Origin of the sequence: Nocardia sp. MH4 (genome assembly GCF_019266065.1) — a bacterium.
Classification (GTDB): Bacteria; Actinomycetota; Actinomycetes; order Mycobacteriales; family Mycobacteriaceae; genus Nocardia; species Nocardia canadensis.
In genome coordinates this window covers 16,368-31,424 of sequence record NZ_LPNR01000077.1, presented here as the reverse complement: position 1 = coordinate 31,424, position 15,057 = coordinate 16,368, and the positions used below count along the sequence as shown (strand labels likewise).

Annotated in this window: 14 protein-coding genes; 9 read left to right on the top strand and 5 right to left on the bottom strand. The window is 71.9% G+C overall.

Annotated features, from left to right (window positions below; all coding sequences use genetic code 11):
- Window positions 1-140: 140 nt before the first annotated feature.
- Window positions 141-488: a hypothetical protein gene (locus ATM97_RS07935; RefSeq protein ID WP_218717297.1), complete on the top strand. Its 348-nt coding sequence runs from the start codon at window positions 141-143 to the stop codon at window positions 486-488.
- A gap of 54 nt (window positions 489-542) precedes the next feature.
- Here the strand turns inward: ATM97_RS07935 and ATM97_RS07930 are convergent, their stop codons facing one another.
- Entirely contained in the window at window positions 543-1,352 is an 810-nt protein-coding gene (locus ATM97_RS07930; protein WP_218717296.1) for an ABC transporter permease, read from the bottom strand.
- A complete protein-coding gene (locus ATM97_RS07925; RefSeq protein ID WP_308248408.1) occupies window positions 1,349-2,326 on the bottom strand; it encodes an ATP-binding cassette domain-containing protein in 978 nt (325 codons plus the stop codon). Before ATM97_RS07925 ends, ATM97_RS07930 begins: the two co-directional genes overlap by 4 nt.
- A 95-nt stretch (window positions 2,327-2,421) precedes the next feature.
- Here ATM97_RS07925 and ATM97_RS07920 point away from each other — a divergent pair, with 95 nt between their 5' ends.
- Window positions 2,422-3,102: a TetR/AcrR family transcriptional regulator gene (locus ATM97_RS07920; RefSeq protein ID WP_255587372.1), complete on the top strand. Its 681-nt coding sequence runs from the start codon at window positions 2,422-2,424 to the stop codon at window positions 3,100-3,102.
- Window positions 3,103-3,166: 64 nt separating this feature from the next.
- Here the strand turns inward: ATM97_RS07920 and ATM97_RS07915 are convergent, their stop codons facing one another.
- On the bottom strand, window positions 3,167-3,652 hold the full coding sequence (locus ATM97_RS07915; RefSeq protein ID WP_218717294.1) for a nitroreductase/quinone reductase family protein: 486 nt from the start codon (window positions 3,650-3,652) through the stop codon (window positions 3,167-3,169).
- A 48-nt stretch (window positions 3,653-3,700) separates the two neighbouring features.
- On the bottom strand, window positions 3,701-4,429 hold the full coding sequence (locus ATM97_RS07910; protein ID WP_218717293.1) for an NUDIX domain-containing protein: 729 nt from the start codon (window positions 4,427-4,429) through the stop codon (window positions 3,701-3,703).
- Window positions 4,430-4,507: 78 nt separating this feature from the next.
- Here ATM97_RS07910 and nadA point away from each other — a divergent pair, with 78 nt between their 5' ends.
- The 4 genes from nadA to ATM97_RS07890 all read left to right on the top strand — a co-directional run bounded on the left by nadA (window position 4,508) and on the right by ATM97_RS07890 (window position 9,266).
- On the top strand, window positions 4,508-5,545 hold the full coding sequence (nadA, locus tag ATM97_RS07905) for a quinolinate synthase NadA (RefSeq protein ID WP_218717292.1): 1,038 nt from the start codon (window positions 4,508-4,510) through the stop codon (window positions 5,543-5,545).
- A gap of 37 nt (window positions 5,546-5,582) precedes the next feature.
- A complete protein-coding gene (locus tag ATM97_RS07900; RefSeq protein WP_218717291.1) occupies window positions 5,583-7,244 on the top strand; it encodes an L-aspartate oxidase in 1,662 nt (553 codons plus the stop codon).
- Window positions 7,245-7,508: 264 nt separating this feature from the next.
- A complete protein-coding gene (gene nadC, locus ATM97_RS07895) occupies window positions 7,509-8,369 on the top strand; it encodes a carboxylating nicotinate-nucleotide diphosphorylase (RefSeq protein WP_218717290.1) in 861 nt (286 codons plus the stop codon).
- 126 nt (window positions 8,370-8,495) lie between these two features.
- Window positions 8,496-9,266, top strand: coding sequence for an aminoglycoside phosphotransferase family protein (locus tag ATM97_RS07890; protein WP_218717289.1), 771 nt, complete (start codon window positions 8,496-8,498; stop codon window positions 9,264-9,266).
- A gap of 137 nt (window positions 9,267-9,403) precedes the next feature.
- Here ATM97_RS07890 and ATM97_RS07885 read toward each other — a convergent pair whose 3' ends face one another.
- Window positions 9,404-10,585 carry a winged helix DNA-binding domain-containing protein gene (locus tag ATM97_RS07885; RefSeq protein ID WP_218717288.1) on the bottom strand — a complete coding sequence of 394 codons (1,182 nt, stop codon included), beginning with the start codon at window positions 10,583-10,585 and terminating at the stop codon, window positions 9,404-9,406.
- 192 nt (window positions 10,586-10,777) lie between these two features.
- Between ATM97_RS07885 and ATM97_RS07880 the strand changes: the two genes are divergently transcribed.
- The 3 genes from ATM97_RS07880 (at window position 10,778) to ATM97_RS07870 (ending at window position 15,052) form a co-directional block, all read left to right on the top strand.
- Window positions 10,778-12,880, top strand: coding sequence for a TRAP transporter fused permease subunit (locus tag ATM97_RS07880; RefSeq protein WP_218717287.1), 2,103 nt, complete (start codon window positions 10,778-10,780; stop codon window positions 12,878-12,880).
- Between the two features lie 50 nt (window positions 12,881-12,930).
- The gene (locus ATM97_RS07875) at window positions 12,931-13,920 is read left to right on the top strand and encodes a TAXI family TRAP transporter solute-binding subunit (RefSeq protein ID WP_255587371.1); all 990 of its coding nucleotides are present in this window, start codon (window positions 12,931-12,933) and stop codon (window positions 13,918-13,920) included.
- Window positions 13,921-14,059: 139 nt separating this feature from the next.
- Entirely contained in the window at window positions 14,060-15,052 is a 993-nt protein-coding gene (locus ATM97_RS07870) for a S9 family peptidase (protein ID WP_255587370.1), read from the top strand.
- The last annotated feature ends 5 nt before the right edge of the window (window positions 15,053-15,057 follow it).

Genomic DNA, 15,057 nt, shown 5'->3' with positions numbered 1-15,057 from the left:
CCCCGCTCCACACCCGCTCGGACCTCTACGACGTCGAGGGCTTCGTCGCGGGCCGGGAACACCTGCGCGACTTCTCGGTACCCGCGGTCGAGGCCGCACGGGCGCTGGCCGGGCGAATCGGCGTCGCCGACGCCGAATTCGTGGTGGCGGAATCCCACCCGTTCGGGGACCTGCTCAGCCCCGACGACGGCCGCACCGTGATCGACGACTACTGCGACCCGGAGCCGGTCGTGGAACTCGTCCCGGGCAACTATGCCGCGCCGGACGCGGTGACCACCGCCGATGTCACCGTCGGCTGGCGGCACGGGCTCGGCGAGGTCGTCTCGGCCGTGGCCGCGGCCGGACTGCGCGTGGAGTTGCTGCGCGAGCACGAGGTCACCGTCTCCCGGCGTTTCGCAGTCCTCGAACCAGAGCGTCGCGGGTTCCGGTTTCCGGCGGGAACGCCGCGCGTGCCGCTGCTGTATTCGCTGCGCGCGGCCGAAGTCTGACCCGGACCGGACCCGCGGTCCGGGGTTCGTGCCCCGGCCCGCGGGTCGCGGTGCTCAGCTGTCGGCCGAGTACCGGCGGATCGCGATCGGCACCGCGAGGGCGAACAAGACCGCGATCCACAGGGCCGCCGCGGCGACCGGGTGCTGCATCGGCCAGGCGCTTCCGGCGGCGACGGGCAGGTCGGCGCCGAGCAGGTCCCGCAGCGCGGCCACGATGGCGCTCACCGGATTCCACTCCGCGATCGTGGCGATCACCGACGGCATGGTCGAGGTCGGCACGAACACGTTCGAGAACATGATCGTGCCGAAGATCAGCGGTGCCGTCTGCTGGAGCATCTGTTCGTCGCGGACCGCCGAGCCGAGCGCGATCCCCAGCCACGACAGCGCGCAGCGGAACGCGAGCAGCAGCGCGATCGCCACCGCGATCTCGCCGGGCGTGGCCGCCACCCGCCAGCCGAGCAGCGCGCCCGCACCGGACATCAGCGTCAGCGCCAGCACCCCGACCACCGTTTCGGCCAGCGCGAAGCCGGCCGGCGCGGCCGCCGAGGACACCGGCAGCGCGCGCAGCCGATCGGTGAACCCGCTGTGCAGATCGGCGTTCGCGGTGGACGCCGTCGAGGTCAGCCCCATCGCCGCCACCAGGACCAGCACGCCCGGCACCAGGTAGGCGCGGTAGGCGGTGGCGTCACCGCCACCGGACAGCGCTCCGCCGAAGACGAAGCCGAACAGCACCATCATGCCCAGCGGGGCGGCCAGGGTGATCGCGAACAGGCCGGGGGAGTTGCGGTAGTTCGTCAGGACGCGTTCGAACAGCACCGCCGCCGCGGTGACCGCGGAGACCGAACGAGTCTCGGTGGCGCTCATGCCCGCACCTGCGCCGAGCCGGCGGTCGCGACCCGATCGCGGCCGGTGAGCGCGAGGAACGCGTCGTCGAGCGTCGTCGCGCGGGCGCCGATATCGCGCACGGCGATGTCGGCGGCGTCGAGCGCGCGCAGAACCGGGAGCAGGCCGGGGGCCTCGCCGGGGAAGGTGAACGAGACCTCCAGCGGCGAATTACGTTGTGTAGGTGGCGGATCCGAGGGTGTGCCGCCGAATCTCGACAGCACCGCGGCGACCTCGTCGTAGCGGTCCGGATCGTCGACGATCAGGTCCACTCCGGCGGGTACGGCGGTGAGGATCTCCGCCGGCGTGCCCGCCGCGACGACCCGGCCCGCCTTCAGGATGGTGATCGCGTCGGCCAGGCGTTGTGCCTCGTCGAGATACTGGGTGGTCAGCAGGACAGTGGTGCCCTCGGCGACGAAATCGCGCACATACCGGTAGATCTCGTTGCGGCTGTGTGGGTCCAGCGCGGTGGTCGGCTCGTCCAGGAACAGCACGGCGGGACGCACGATCATGCCCGCGACGATGTCGAGCCTGCGTCGCATCCCGCCGGAGTAGGTGCGGACCACCCGGTCGGCCGCCACGGCAAGGTCGAAGCGGTCCAGCAGCTCCTTCGCGTGCCTGCGGGCAGCCGCCGCGCGAAAGCCGTTGAGCCGGGCCAGCATCACCAGATTCTGCCGCCCGGTCAGCCGCGGGTCGACGGCGTGGAACTGGCCGACCAGACCCAGTTGCCGCCTGGCGTCGTCGGCCTGGCGCACGGTGTCGAACCCGCCGATCGCGGCCCGGCCCGAGGTGGGGCGCAGCAGCGTCGCCAGCATGCGCACGGTGGTGGTCTTACCCGAGCCGTTCGGGCCGAGCAGGGCGTGCACCTGGCCGGCCCGCACCCGCAGGTCCACCCCGTCCACCACGGTGTTGTCGCCATAGGTCCTGGTCAGTGCAGTGGCTTCGATGGCATGCACGGCAATCTCCCTTCATTGGGAACAGTGTTCGCAATTGCAGGATACGCATCTGCTAACGCTGTTCGCAACTGGCGATCTGCGGCATGCTGGCAGGTATGACGCACACCGGAACCTCGTTGTGGTCGCGCGGCGCGGCGCCCCGGCCGGGACCGCGCCCGGCGTACACCCTCGATCAGCTCGCCGGCGCCTGCGTGCGGCGGGCCGACGCGGGTGGTCTGCGCGCGGTCTCGATGCGCGGCGTGGCCGACGAACTCGGTACGGCGGCCGCCTCGCTGTACCGGTATGTCGACGGCAAGGACGACCTGATCGCGTTGATGGTCGACCGGGTGGCGGGGGAGTATCGGTACCCGGACCCGACCGGCGATGTGCGCGCCGACGTCCTCGCGCTGGCCGAGCAGTCGCGCGCCCTGCACCGACGGCATCCGTGGCTGGTGGAGGCGAATCCGTCGAGCATGGGCCCGAATTCGGTGCGCTATCTGGACCGCATGGCGGGCACGCTGGCCCAGGCCGGACTCGACGCGGGCGCGGTCATGATGGGTGTCGCGATGCTGTCGGGCTGGGGCGCGAACTTCGCCGCGCGGGAGCGCGCGGGCCTGTCGACCGGCGATCCGGCCGGCGCGCTGACGGCCTCGACCGGCGACCCGGCGCGCGACTACCCCCATCTGACGGCGCTGTTCGGTGGCGCACCCGCCGGGGCGAGCGCGCCGGTCGACAACGACGCGCTGTTCGCCGCGGGCATCGACGCCCTGTTGTTCGGCATCCTGCCGCGCGGCTGAGCCGTCGCGCGACGAGCGAAGTCGTGCCCGAGCGCGGCCGCGCTCGGGCGTCAGCCGGCGGGTATCACTGCGCGCGGCGCAGGATCACCAGTGGCAATGGCTTGTCGACCTTGGCCTGGTACTCGGCCAGCAGTGGATTCTCGGCCAGGGCCCAGGCCGCGAACTCGTCGTAGCGCTCGCCGGTGAGCACGTCGGCCGTCGCCGCGAAGCGTTCGCCGCCGAGCTCGATCGTTACCCGCGCATCGGCTTTGGCGTTGTGATACCACGCCGGGTACCGGTCTTCGATGAACGAACTGACGTACAGCACGTCTCCCCGGTAGAGGGCTCCGAGCGGGACGACGTGCGGCTTGCCGCTCTTGGCGCCGGTCGTCGTCAACAGCAGCAGGGTCGCGCCCTGGTAGTCGCCGCCGACCCGCCCGTCGTTCTCCCGGAACTCGCGGATGACGTCGTCGTTCCAGCCGGCCATCTCATCCGGGTCGAATTCCCGGTTCCACGGCGCGTCCGGATCGTCGTAGGAGGTGATCTGTGGCTTCGCGGTGTCTTCGCCCATGCTCGGTAGTGTGACAGCGGCCACCGACAGGTTCGGCGGGGTGAGCGCTCAGCTCGGGGGACGCAGGGCGGCGAATTCGTCGGTGACGCGCAGGCCGGAGTCGGTGAAGCGGTAGAGCGCGGCGGGGCGACCGCCCGCGCGGCCGGAGGGCGCGGTGTCGCCGGTGGGGGTGATCACTCTGCGGCGGGAGAGGACGCGCTGGAGGTTGGTCGTGTCGACATCGTAACCCAGTGCCGCGCAATAGATTTCGCGCAGGGTCGACATGGTGAAGGTGTCGGGGGCGAGCGCGTAGGCGATATTGGTGTAGGAGAGCTTGGCGGCCAGGCGGGTGCGCGCGTGGTCGACGACGGTGCGGTGGTCGAACGACATATCCGGCAGCGCCGAGACCGGGTGCCAGGTGGTGTCGGCCGGGAGGGCGGGCTCGGTGGTCAGCGGCACCAGGCCGAGGTAGGCCGAGGCGATGCGGCGCGGGGCCGGGACGCGATCGGGCGCGCTGAACACCGAGAGCTGCTCCAGATGGGCCAGCTCGCGTACGTCGACCTTCTCGGCCAGCTGGCGCCGGGCCGAGGCGTCGAGGTCCTCGTCGTCGCGCAGTCGGCCGCCGGGCAGCGACCAGGTGCCCTTCTGTGGGTCGAGCGCTCGCTCCCACAGCAGAACCGCCAATTCCGGGTGCCTCGATCGACCACCGGCACTCCTACCTGCGGAAACGTCGGCGGGGAAGCGGCGAACCTGGAACACCGCGGTGAGCGATTCGTGGATGGTGTTACTATGGGGCACGTTTTCGATTCTAAGTCGAAAACCTGGTTAGGTGCGAATCGAGGCGATGGCGCCGTTCGCACGAGGAAGGGAGCCACCATGGCGACGACGACCGCACAGCCGACGCTGATGGGTTCGGTCTTCGACGGACCCACGGGGTACACGGGTGTCGAAGCGACGCCGGAGTGGGCGCGGGAGGTGCGGCGGCTGGCGCGTGAGCGCAACGCCACGATCCTCGCGCACAACTACCAGCTGCCCGAGATCCAGGACGTGGCCGACCACGTCGGCGACTCGCTGGCCCTGTCGCGGATCGCGGCCGAGGCCGAAGAGGACACCATCGTTTTCTGCGGCGTGCATTTCATGGCCGAGACCGCGAAGATCCTCAGCCCCGCCAAGACGGTCCTGATCCCGGACCAGCGCGCGGGCTGCTCGCTGGCCGACTCCATCTCCGCCGAGGAGCTGCGGGCCTGGAAGGCCGAGCACCCGGACGCGAAGGTGGTGTCCTACGTCAACACCACCGCCGAGGTGAAGGCGCTCACCGACATCTGCTGCACCTCGTCCAACGCCGTCGACGTGGTCGCCTCGATCGACCCCGATGTCGAGGTGCTGTTCCTGCCCGACCAGTTCCTGGGCGCACACGTCAAGCGCGAGACCGGCCGCGCCAACATGCACATCTGGGCGGGCGAGTGCCACGTGCACGCCGGCATCAACGGTGACGAGCTCACCGAGCAGGCGCGCACCCACCCCGACGCCGAGCTGTTCGTGCACCCGGAGTGCGGCTGCGCCACCTCGGCGCTGTACCTGGCGGGCGAGGGCGCGTTCCCGGCCGAGCGGGTGCACATCCTGTCCACCGGCGGCATGATCGACGCGGCCAAGGCCTCGACGTCGAACCAGGTGCTGGTGGCGACCGAGGTCGGCATGCTGCACCAGCTGCGCAAGGCGGCGCCCGGGATCGACTTCCAGGCCGTCAACGATCGCGCTTCCTGCAAGTACATGAAGATGATCACCCCGGCCGCGCTGCTGCGCTGCCTGGTCGAGGGCGCCGACGAGGTGCACGTCGACCTGGCGATGGCCGAGGCCGGTCGCGCCTCGGTGCAGCGGATGATCGCGATCGGCAACCCCGGCGGTGGGGAGTGACCGCGCCGTTCGCCGCGCGGTCGAACCGGTAGCGACCATGACGGCGACGGTTCCGGTCTCCTGGGAGGCCGAGGTCGACCTGGTGGTCATCGGTGGTGGCGTCGCGGGACTCACCGCGGCCCGCACGGCATCGCTGCGCGGGCTGCGGGTGCTCATCCTCAGCAAGGGCGGTCCCACCGACACCTCGACGCAGTACGCGCAGGGCGGCATCGCGGTCGTCGCGCCGCAGGGCGATTCGGTCGACTCGCACGTGCGCGACACGGTCGAGGCCGGTGCCGGGCTGTGCGAGGTCGAGGCCGTGCGCTCGATCGTCGCGGGCGGGCAGGCGGCCGTGGCCGCGCTGACCGACCTCGGCGCGGTGTTCGATCTCGGCCGCGACGGCCAGATCTCGCGCACCCGCGAGGGCGGGCACAGCACCCGAAGGATCATCCACGCCGGTGGTGACGCCACCGGCGCCGAGGTACAGCGCGCGCTCAACGCGGCCGGACTGCCGGTGCTCTTCGGCGCCGCCGCGCTGCGGGTGCTGACCGGTCCCGAGGGTGTGCGCGGCGTTGTCGCGATGTCGGACAACGGTTTCGGTGTCGTCCGTACTCCCGCGGTGCTGCTGGCGACCGGCGGGCTCGGCCAGCTCTACGCCTCGAGCACCAACCCGCCCGGCGCGACCGGCGACGGTGTGGCGCTGGCTCTGTGGGCCGGGGCCGCGGTGGCCGATCTCGAGTTCGTGCAGTTCCATCCGACGGTGCTCTACACCCCGGGCGGGGTGGGCCGTCGGCCGTTGATCAGCGAGGCCGTGCGCGGGGAAGGCGCGATTCTCGTCGACGCGGAGGGCGAATCGGTGACGGCGGGGGTACATCCGCGCGGTGATCTGGCCCCACGCGATGTGGTGTCGCGGGCCATCGCGGAGCGGATGCGGGCGACGGGTACCGATCACGTGTTCCTCGACGCGCGCCACATCGCCGGCTTCGCCGCGCGGTTCCCGACGATCACCGCGTCCTGCCTGGCCGCCGGGATCGATCCCGCGGCGCAACTGATCCCGGTCGCGCCCGGCGCGCACTACCAGTGCGGCGGGGTGCTGACCGATACCGAGGGGCGCACCGAGGTGCCCGGACTCTACGCCGCGGGCGAGGTCGCCAGGACCGGGCTGCACGGGGCGAATCGGCTGGCCTCCAACAGCCTGCTCGAAGGGCTGGTCGTGGGCGAGCGCGCCGGTGCGGCGGCGGTCGAACGGCGCGGTGCGCGCACCGATGTCGAGGAGATCCCGGCGTGGACGGTGGACTTCGCGGAGCGGGCGGTCGTGCAGCAGGCGATGACCGAGCACGCGTCCGTCGTGCGGGACGGTGCCGGGCTCGGCATCGCGCTCGCGCGGATCGACGCCGCCCGGTCGGTGGTGTCCCCGCTCGATGCCGCCGCGCCGCGGGCGGTCCAGCCGCTGGATGGGACCGGCTCCGGCGAGGGAGTTTTCGACGCCGCGCGCACGTTGCGCCGCATCGAGGACGCCGCGCTGACGCTGACCGCCCGTGCGCTGCTGATCGCGGCCGCCGACCGGGCCGAGAGCCGGGGCTGCCACACCCGCTCGGAGTATCCGGGTCCGGTCGAGGATCAGCGGCACAGCACCGCGGTTCGCCTCGGCGCGGACGGGGCGCTCGGACTGTCCACCGTCGCGGTCGATGCCGTCGCGGTGTCGATCGGTGCGCGGTGAACGACCACCCGCAGGCGTGCGCATCGGTGCGCGGCGAACGCCGGGCCCCGTCACCGACCGGTGCACGCCGCGCGGCGGTGATCATCGACGGCGTGGTCTCGATCGAGACGGCCCGGTGCTCGGCGGACCGGTCCGCACCGCGCCGAGGTGCGCCCGGCTGACAGTACGCGGCATCAGGTGCCGCACAAGCAATTCCGGCGGGCCGGTGAGGATCTCCGCTGGATCGAACGGGCGCATGCCGCGCCCGAGAACAGGAGTGCAGTGATGGCTCTGGATGCCGCCCTGGATCGTGCGGAACTGCTGACGCTGATCCGTACCGCCCTCGACGAGGACCTGCGCTACGGACCCGACGTCACCACCGTCGCGACCGTGCCCGCCGACGCGGTGAGCAAGGCGTCGGTGGTCTCGCGCCAGCACGGCACCGTCGCGGGCCTCGACGTCGGGCTGCTGGTGCTCGACGAGGTGATCGGCGCGGGCGACTACACCGTCACCGACCGCGTCGCCGACGGCACCAGGGTGGAGCCGGGTACCTCGGTGCTGAGCATCGAGGCGCCGACGCGGGGCTTGCTCACCGCCGAGCGGACCATGCTGAACCTGGTGTGTCACCTGTCCGGCATCGCGACCGCCACCGCGGCGTGGGTCGACGAGGTCGAGGGCACCGACTGCAAGATCCGCGACAGCCGCAAGACGCTGCCCGGGCTGCGGGCGCTGCAGAAGTACGCGGTGCGCGTCGGCGGCGGCGTCAACCACCGGATGGGGCTGGGCGACGCGGCGCTGATCAAGGACAACCACGTCGTCGCCGCGGGCTCGGTCGTCAACGCTTTGCGTGCCGTGCGCGAGCTGGCCCCCGAGATCGCCTGCGAGGTGGAGGTCGACAGCCTCGAGCAGCTCGACGCGGTGCTGGCCGAGAACGTCGAGCTGGTCCTGCTCGACAACTTCCCGCTCTGGCAGACCCAGGCCGCCGTGCAGCGTCGCAACACCGCCGCGCCGAACACCAAGCTCGAGTCCTCGGGTGGTCTGTCGCTCGAGCAGGCCGCCGACTACGCCCGCACCGGGGTCGACTACCTGGCCATCGGCGCCCTGACCCACTCGGTTCGCGTCCTGGACCTCGGGCTGGACATGTGAGGCGATCGCGGGCCTGACGTCCGCAGCGCGGGACCAACGGCAGGCAGTTCTGTTCCCGGTGGGGGCGTACGGTCGTCGACGGCGATCAAGGGGCGCGATAGCCCAGCGGTGCTCTAGCGTGGGGGCGTGGAGTTCTCGCAGGGGTGGGACAGCCTCGCCGTCCTGGTCGACGGCCGCTGGGTCGAACGCCGCCCGCGCCGACCGGAGGTCGCCGACCAGCTCCGGCGCGAGACCCGGTTGCTGCCGTGGCTGGCACCGCGACTGCCGTTACCGGTGCCGGTCCCCGCTGTCGTGACGGAGTCGCCGCTGGTCGTGCGTCATGCGCTCGTCCCCGGCCGGGCGGTCGAATCGCTTACTGCCGAACACGGTCTCGCGATCGGCGCATTTCTTCGCGCCCTGCACGACAGCCCCGGCCCCGAGGCGGTGCGGCACGGGTTGCCCTCGGCGACCGAGACCGGCGACGACCGGGAGGCGACGCTACGGCGGTTCCGGGCCGAGGTCGTGCCGATGCTGCCTGCCGCTCGCCGGGCTCGGGCACAGACGATTCTCGATGCCGCGCGGGATCTTCCCGCGGACACGATCGTCCACGGTGATCTGGGACCCGAACACATCCTCGTCGAGGGTGACCACGTCAGCGGTGTGATCGACTTCGGCGACACCCACCTCGGCGACGCCGCGAACGACCTGGCATGGCCCCTGTACGGCGCACCGGCCGCCTTCGCCGCCGCCGTCGCCACGGCCTACGGCCGCACCGACTCCCTGCGCCGCCGCGCTCTGCTCTGGCACCAGCTCGGACCGTGGCACGAAGTGACCTACGGCGCCGATATCGACGACGCCGAGACGGTCCGCAGCGGCCTGGCCGGAGTCCTCGACCGCCTGGATCTCACCGCCGACTGACTTCGGCGCAGGCTGCCGGTCTTCAGCTGATCCTCGTGCTGCGCTCGGTGGCCGCGTGCCACCACCGGGGCGGATGTGTGCGCGTCCCCCAACGTGGTGTGGTCCCCGGATCGGGCAGCCGCGAGCCGCGCCGGTGGCTAAGCCGTCAGTTCGCGCTGGAGCGGGGTGCGGAAGCGGGGGATGGCGCGGATGTCGCCGAACCAGGCGGTGGTGCGGTCGGTTTCGGCGTCGATGAGTTTCCTGGTGTCGCTGCCGACGTCCTCGAGCAGGTGGGTGACCACCTCGCCGTCGGGGCGCTGGGCCCAGCCGCCGACGATGCGGCCGTCGGCCCAGATGGTGGGGCCGATATTGCCGTTGCGGTCGAAGAGGGCGGGGGCGTGGGGGCCGAGGAACCAGTCGCGGGACTGCCAGCCCATGGGGGTGGGGTCCAGGGCGGGGAGCAGGGCGGCCCATGGTTCGGGGGTCGGGACCGGAGCCAGGTCGTCGGCCAGGACGATGCCGGTGGTGCCGTCGTCGAGGTCGACGTGGGCGATGTCGAGCTCGGCGAGGGTTGTGCGGACCTCGCCGAGGGTCCAGCCGGTCCACCACTTCAGGTCGGTCACCGGGGCGGGGCCGAACACGCGCAACCACCGGCGCACCAGCTCGACCCGCGCCTCGGCGGCGGGGATCGGGGAAAGGTCTGGGGGGAGCCAGGTTTCGGCGGGAGCCCAGGTGTACTGACTGCTGGTCCAGCTGCCGTTGGGGCGGCCGCGCACGATCCGGCCCTCGGCGCCGAGCACCACCAGCACCCAGGTGGTGATGCTGGTCGGCTTCGAATACGACTTGCCCGGCGCGGTATCGATCTGGGTGCGCAGCCGGGGGACGTCCTTGCTCAGCTGGGCGCCGGTGGCCGCGCCGCGGGCGAGCAGGGCGGCGTGCGTCTCGGCCTCGACATCGGAGAGCCATTCCTGCACATCGCCGTCCACGACACCCGCCTGCTCGAGGTAGCGGCCGTAGGCCTTGCGCTGCTTGATCGCCAGCGCGTCGCAACACGAGGACTGCAGCACCGGGACCAACTCGGTCGGGGCGACGAACATGGTGCGGCGCATGGCGAGCAGGCGCACCAGGGTGCGCTCGTCGTAGAGCGCGCGCTCCACGTGGGCCGGGGTGAGGTCGACGCCGCGCGCGCCGACCGACAGATAGACCGTAGCCGGATCGGTGGCGTGCAGGACCACCATCGAACGCGCGATCTCGGTCGGCTCGGTCGAGCGGGTCGACGGCGCGAGCCGATGCCTGGTCGCCAGGCGGGCCCGGCGTTGCGCGGTATCGATCGAAGGCATGCGCGGATCCTAGGCGGACCCACCGACATCCCCGCGTCACCGCCTGCCGAGTGTGCCGTCCCGGTCGCTGCTCGTCGGTGGATCGTGCTGTGACACAACGCCGAAGGCAACGGGGTTCTGTCACTTTTGTACAGAATTCCCGGTCGCCGTTTTCGCCGCCGGGCGCCTGCCGGTGTTGTTATCGTCGCGCTCATGAGCGCAGCGCCACCGGTCGTGACCTCGGCCGAACTCGGCGTCGACGACCAGGAACGACCGGCCCGCACCCTCACCGGTTTCCCGGCCCGGCTGGTCGGCGTGGTGGCGTTCGCGCTGGCGGCGCTGGCGTTGTGGCAGGTGTTCCGGCCGCTGCCGCAGGGCAGCCAGTACTACCTGGTCGTGTTCCTGGCGATCGCGCTGCCGCTGGTCTTCCTGAGCTACCGCTCCGGCTGGGGCAGGCTCGACAGGGCCGACGCGCCCGCGCCGCTGGACTGGGTGCTGGCCGCGGTCACCCTGGTCGTGTGCCTGTATCCGGTGCTGCCGTTCACCCTCGGCGCGGGCGGCGGCGGATACGACGCCTTCCTGGACCGGCAGGGCATGCTGGCCCCGGTCGACGTCGTGTTCGGCGCGGTGCTGCTCGTGCTGATCCTGGAAGCCTGCCGCCGCACCACGGGGTGGATCCTGCCGCTGGTCTGCCTGGTGTTCCTCGCCTACGGCTACTACGGCGGCCTGCTGCCGCAGAGCTGGGCGATCGCGCACGCGGGGCTCGACGTCGACCAGATCGTCGACGCGCTGTACAACTCCGGCAGCGGCTTCTACGGCACCCCGCTGGACGTGGCCGCCAGCTACATCGTGTTGTTCACCCTCTACGGCGCCGTCCTCGAATTCTCCGGTGCCGCGAGGTTCTTCGTCGATCTGTCGGTCTCGCTGTTCCGGCGCTCGCACAGTGCGGCGGGGCGCACGGCGGTGGTGTCGGGGTTCCTGCTCGGCACCGTCTCCGGGTCGGGCACCGCGACCGCGGTGAGTACCGGCGCGGTCACCTGGCCGATCCTGCGCCGGGCCGGCTACCGGCCCGAACAGGCGGGCGGCATGTTGGCCGCGGCGGGCGTCGGCGCGATCCTGTCCCCGCCGACACTGGGCGTGGCGGCCTTCATCGTCGCCGAATACCTCGACGTGTCGTATGTGACGGTGCTCGGCTGGGCGCTGATCCCGACACTGCTCTACTACCTCGGCATCCTGCTGTCGGTCGAGATCGACGCCCGCCGCATCCACGCCGAGGGGCGCGCGCCCGCCGACCTGGCCGACGGCCCGCTGCCGAGGCCGTGGTGGAAGCTGCTGGGGCGCTTCGGGTATCACTTCTCCTCGCTGATCGTGATCGTGGTGCTGTTGCTGGCCGGGATGAGCGCGACCCGCGCGGTCGTCTACGCCACGGTGCTGGCGCTGATCCTGGCCGTGCCCGACCGGATTCTGCGCGCGCGGTCGGTCGCCGCCGCGGAATCCCCGGCCGACGCGCCGGGGCGGGAGTGGTCGGCGCGCGATGCCGGGCAGTTCACGCTCGCGGCCCTGCGCACCCTGTCGCTGGGCATGTGCTCGGCGCTGCCCGTGGTCGCGGTATGCGCGGCGGCGGGCGTGATCACGGCAATGACCACCAAGACCGGTCTCGGCGCGCAACTGGCGTCGCTGCTGGTCCGCGCCGGATCGGTGCTCTCCGACGATCCCGCCGTCGTACTGGCGACCACCGCGGTGCTGGCGGCGATCGCGTTGTCGCTGCTGGGGCTGGCGGTGCCGGTGACGGCCTCGTTCGTCATCGGCTGGGTGATCATCGGACCCGCGCTGCTCGACCTGGACGTCGCCGCGCCCGCGGCCGCGATGTTCGTCTTCTACTTCTCGGTGCTCTCGGAGGTGACGCCGCCGACCGCGCTGGCCGCCGTCGGCGCGGCCGCGGTCACCGGCGCGAAGACGATGCCGACCATGTGGGCGGCCCTGCGCTACGCGCTGCCGGCTTTTCTGGTGCCGCTGATGTTCGTGCTCACCGACGCCGGCCAGCACCTGCTCGGGCGCGGCGCCCTGCTCGACGTGCTGTGGGTGAGCGCGGCCGCCTGCGTCGGCGTCGCGGCGCTGGCGGCGGCCACCGGCGGCTGGTTGTTCGGCATCGGCGCGATCGGACCGGTGCCGCGCGGACTGGCCGCGGCGGCGGGCCTGATCCTGCTCTACCCGAATCCGACCGCGACCGTGCTCGGTCTCGCGGTCCTGCTCGTCGCCGTGCTCGCCGGCGTCGTCGACCGGCGGCGACGCCGAACAGCCACGGCCACACCGTGATCCGTGGACATCAGCAGGCGGCGACGTGGCCGTCGACGAGAGGGGACCTCATGCTCAGAACAATGGTCGCCGTGGCGGCGGTGTCCGCCGCGGCCGCGCTGCTCACCGGATGCGGTGGACGCCAGGACACCCCGACCACCGACGCCGGCGGCGCGGTGACCTGTGACGTGCGGCAGGACACCAGGATCGGCATCGCGACCGGCAATGCCACCGGCGTGTACTTCGCGCTGGGCAACGCCTACGCCGAGCAGATCTCGGCCGCCACCGACGGCAAGGTCAAGGCCACCGCCGCCGAGACGGGCGCCTCGGTGCAGAACATCCAGCAGGTCGTCGGCGGCACCTACCAGGTCGGGTTCTCGCTGGCCGACTCCGCGGCCGACGCGGTGGCGGGCAAGGGCAGCTTCGCCAGCGCGCAGCCGGTGCGCGCGCTGGCACGGCTCTACGACAACTACACCCAGGTCATCGTGCGCTCCGAGGCCGGGATCAACTCCCTGGCCGACCTGCGCGGCAAGCGCGTCTCCACCGGGTCGCCGAAATCCGGCACCGAGGTCATCGCGCAGCGCGTCCTGCAGGCGGCGGGCCTCGACCCCGACAGCGACATCGCCGCCCAACGACTGGACCTCACCAAGACCGTCGACGGGCTCAAAGACGGCTCGATCGACGCGATGTTCTGGTCCGGCGGCCTGCCGACGCCCGGCATCACCGACCTGTTCACCACCGCCAAGGACAAGGTCCGGTTCCTCGACATCACCGGGGTGCTGCCGAAGCTGAAGGAGATCAACCCGGTCTACGAGACCGCGCCGATCCCCGCGGCCACCTACGGCCTGGCCGCCGATGTGCCGACCATCGTGGTGCCCAACCTGCTCGTCGTCCGCGACGACCTCGACGCGAACCTGGCCTGTGTGCTCACCGAGACGCTGCTGGAACGCAAACCGCAACTGGAACAGGCGAATCCGGCCGCCAAGGGCATCAACGCCGAGACCGCGAGCAAGACCGCGCCGGTGCAGCTGCACCGCGGAGCGGAGGAAGCGCTGCGCTGAGTCGCGATGCTGTGCTGAGCTGCCGCGCGCTGAGCTGGCTGTGGTGCTCAGCTGTCGCGGTGCGCTAGCCGCCCCCTATGGTCGCGTGTCGCGACGTGTGCGGTGGGTCCGGCGCACTGCGACAGCGGACAATCACGGCATGAGGCAGTGGGGCCGGGTCGTCGCGGCGGTGGTGGTGCTGGTGGGTGGTGTGCTCGTCGGTGGGCCGGGCGCGGTCGCGCAGCCGGTGTGCGCGCCGGGGGTGAGCGTGGTCCCGGTGCGTATCACCGTCGACGGCGAGCGGGCCACCGGGCGGGTGTACGAGCCGTATCGCTGTGCGCCGGGCGATATCTCGGACGATCAGCTGGTGGTGGCGGTGCACGGGCACGGCGGCTCCTCGGCCGACTTCGCGCCGTACCTGACCTCGCTGGCGCTCGTCGGCGGCTCGCCGATCCTGCTGATGGACCTGCGCAGCGCCGAGGGACCGTGGCGGGCCGGGGAGTGGAATCTGTGGGCGGGCTGGCACGACGTGGTCGAAGCGACCCGGTGGTACCGCGATGCGCACCCGGCCGTGGCGACCACGGTGCTGTGGGGCTGGAGCCAGGGCGGCATCACCAGCGGCCTGGCTGTCGCACACGGTCCCGCCGGACTGTTCGACTACTGGGTCGACAACTACGGTCCCGCCGACGATTTCACGATGTGGGCCGACGGCGCGGCGGTGGATCCCGCGCTGCCTCGTCAGATCGAACGCGACGCCGGCGGCTGCACCCCGATCGGCTGCCCGCTCGCCTACGCCGAGCGCTCACCCGCGCTGCTCGCCGACCGGATGAGCATGCGCCGGGCCTTCCTGATCCACGGCACCGCCGATGCCATCGTGCCGTTCCGCACCAGTGTGGAGCTGCGGGACGCGCTGGCGGCGGCGGGCAAGCCGTACTCGTTCTACACCGTCGTCAGCGGGCGCGACCTGTCCGGCGCCGTCGTGCCGGGCAACCACGACATCGGACCCGCGTTCTTCGAGGGCGGGTGCGTGGTGCTGCGCCTGCTCGCGGGCACCGAACCGCTCGCGCCCGCCGTCGGCGACTACGTCGTGGATGTGGGGGCGGGCGTGGTCACCGCGCCCGCGCCGCCCGTCGGCGCGAAATGCGCCGCCTGACCCGC

Bases quoted from the DNA above. Each gene is read 5' to 3' on its own strand.
- ATM97_RS07915 (WP_218717294.1), bottom strand. From the start codon at position 3,652: ATGGGCGAAGACACCGCGAAGCCACAGATCACCTCCTACGACGATCCG.
- nadA (WP_218717292.1), top strand. From the start codon at position 4,508: ATGGCGACGACGACCGCACAGCCGACGCTGATGGGTTCGGTCTTCGAC.
- ATM97_RS07880 (WP_218717287.1), top strand. From the start codon at position 10,778: ATGAGCGCAGCGCCACCGGTCGTGACCTCGGCCGAACTCGGCGTCGAC.
- ATM97_RS07920 (WP_255587372.1), top strand. From the start codon at position 2,422: ATGACGCACACCGGAACCTCGTTGTGGTCGCGCGGCGCGGCGCCCCGG.
- ATM97_RS07875 (WP_255587371.1), top strand. From the start codon at position 12,931: ATGCTCAGAACAATGGTCGCCGTGGCGGCGGTGTCCGCCGCGGCCGCG.
- ATM97_RS07885 (WP_218717288.1), bottom strand. From the start codon at position 10,585: ATGCCTTCGATCGATACCGCGCAACGCCGGGCCCGCCTGGCGACCAGG.
- nadC (WP_218717290.1), top strand. From the start codon at position 7,509: ATGGCTCTGGATGCCGCCCTGGATCGTGCGGAACTGCTGACGCTGATC.
- ATM97_RS07870 (WP_255587370.1), top strand. From the start codon at position 14,060: ATGAGGCAGTGGGGCCGGGTCGTCGCGGCGGTGGTGGTGCTGGTGGGT.
- ATM97_RS07930 (WP_218717296.1), bottom strand. From the start codon at position 1,352: ATGAGCGCCACCGAGACTCGTTCGGTCTCCGCGGTCACCGCGGCGGCG.
- ATM97_RS07900 (WP_218717291.1), top strand. From the start codon at position 5,583: ATGACGGCGACGGTTCCGGTCTCCTGGGAGGCCGAGGTCGACCTGGTG.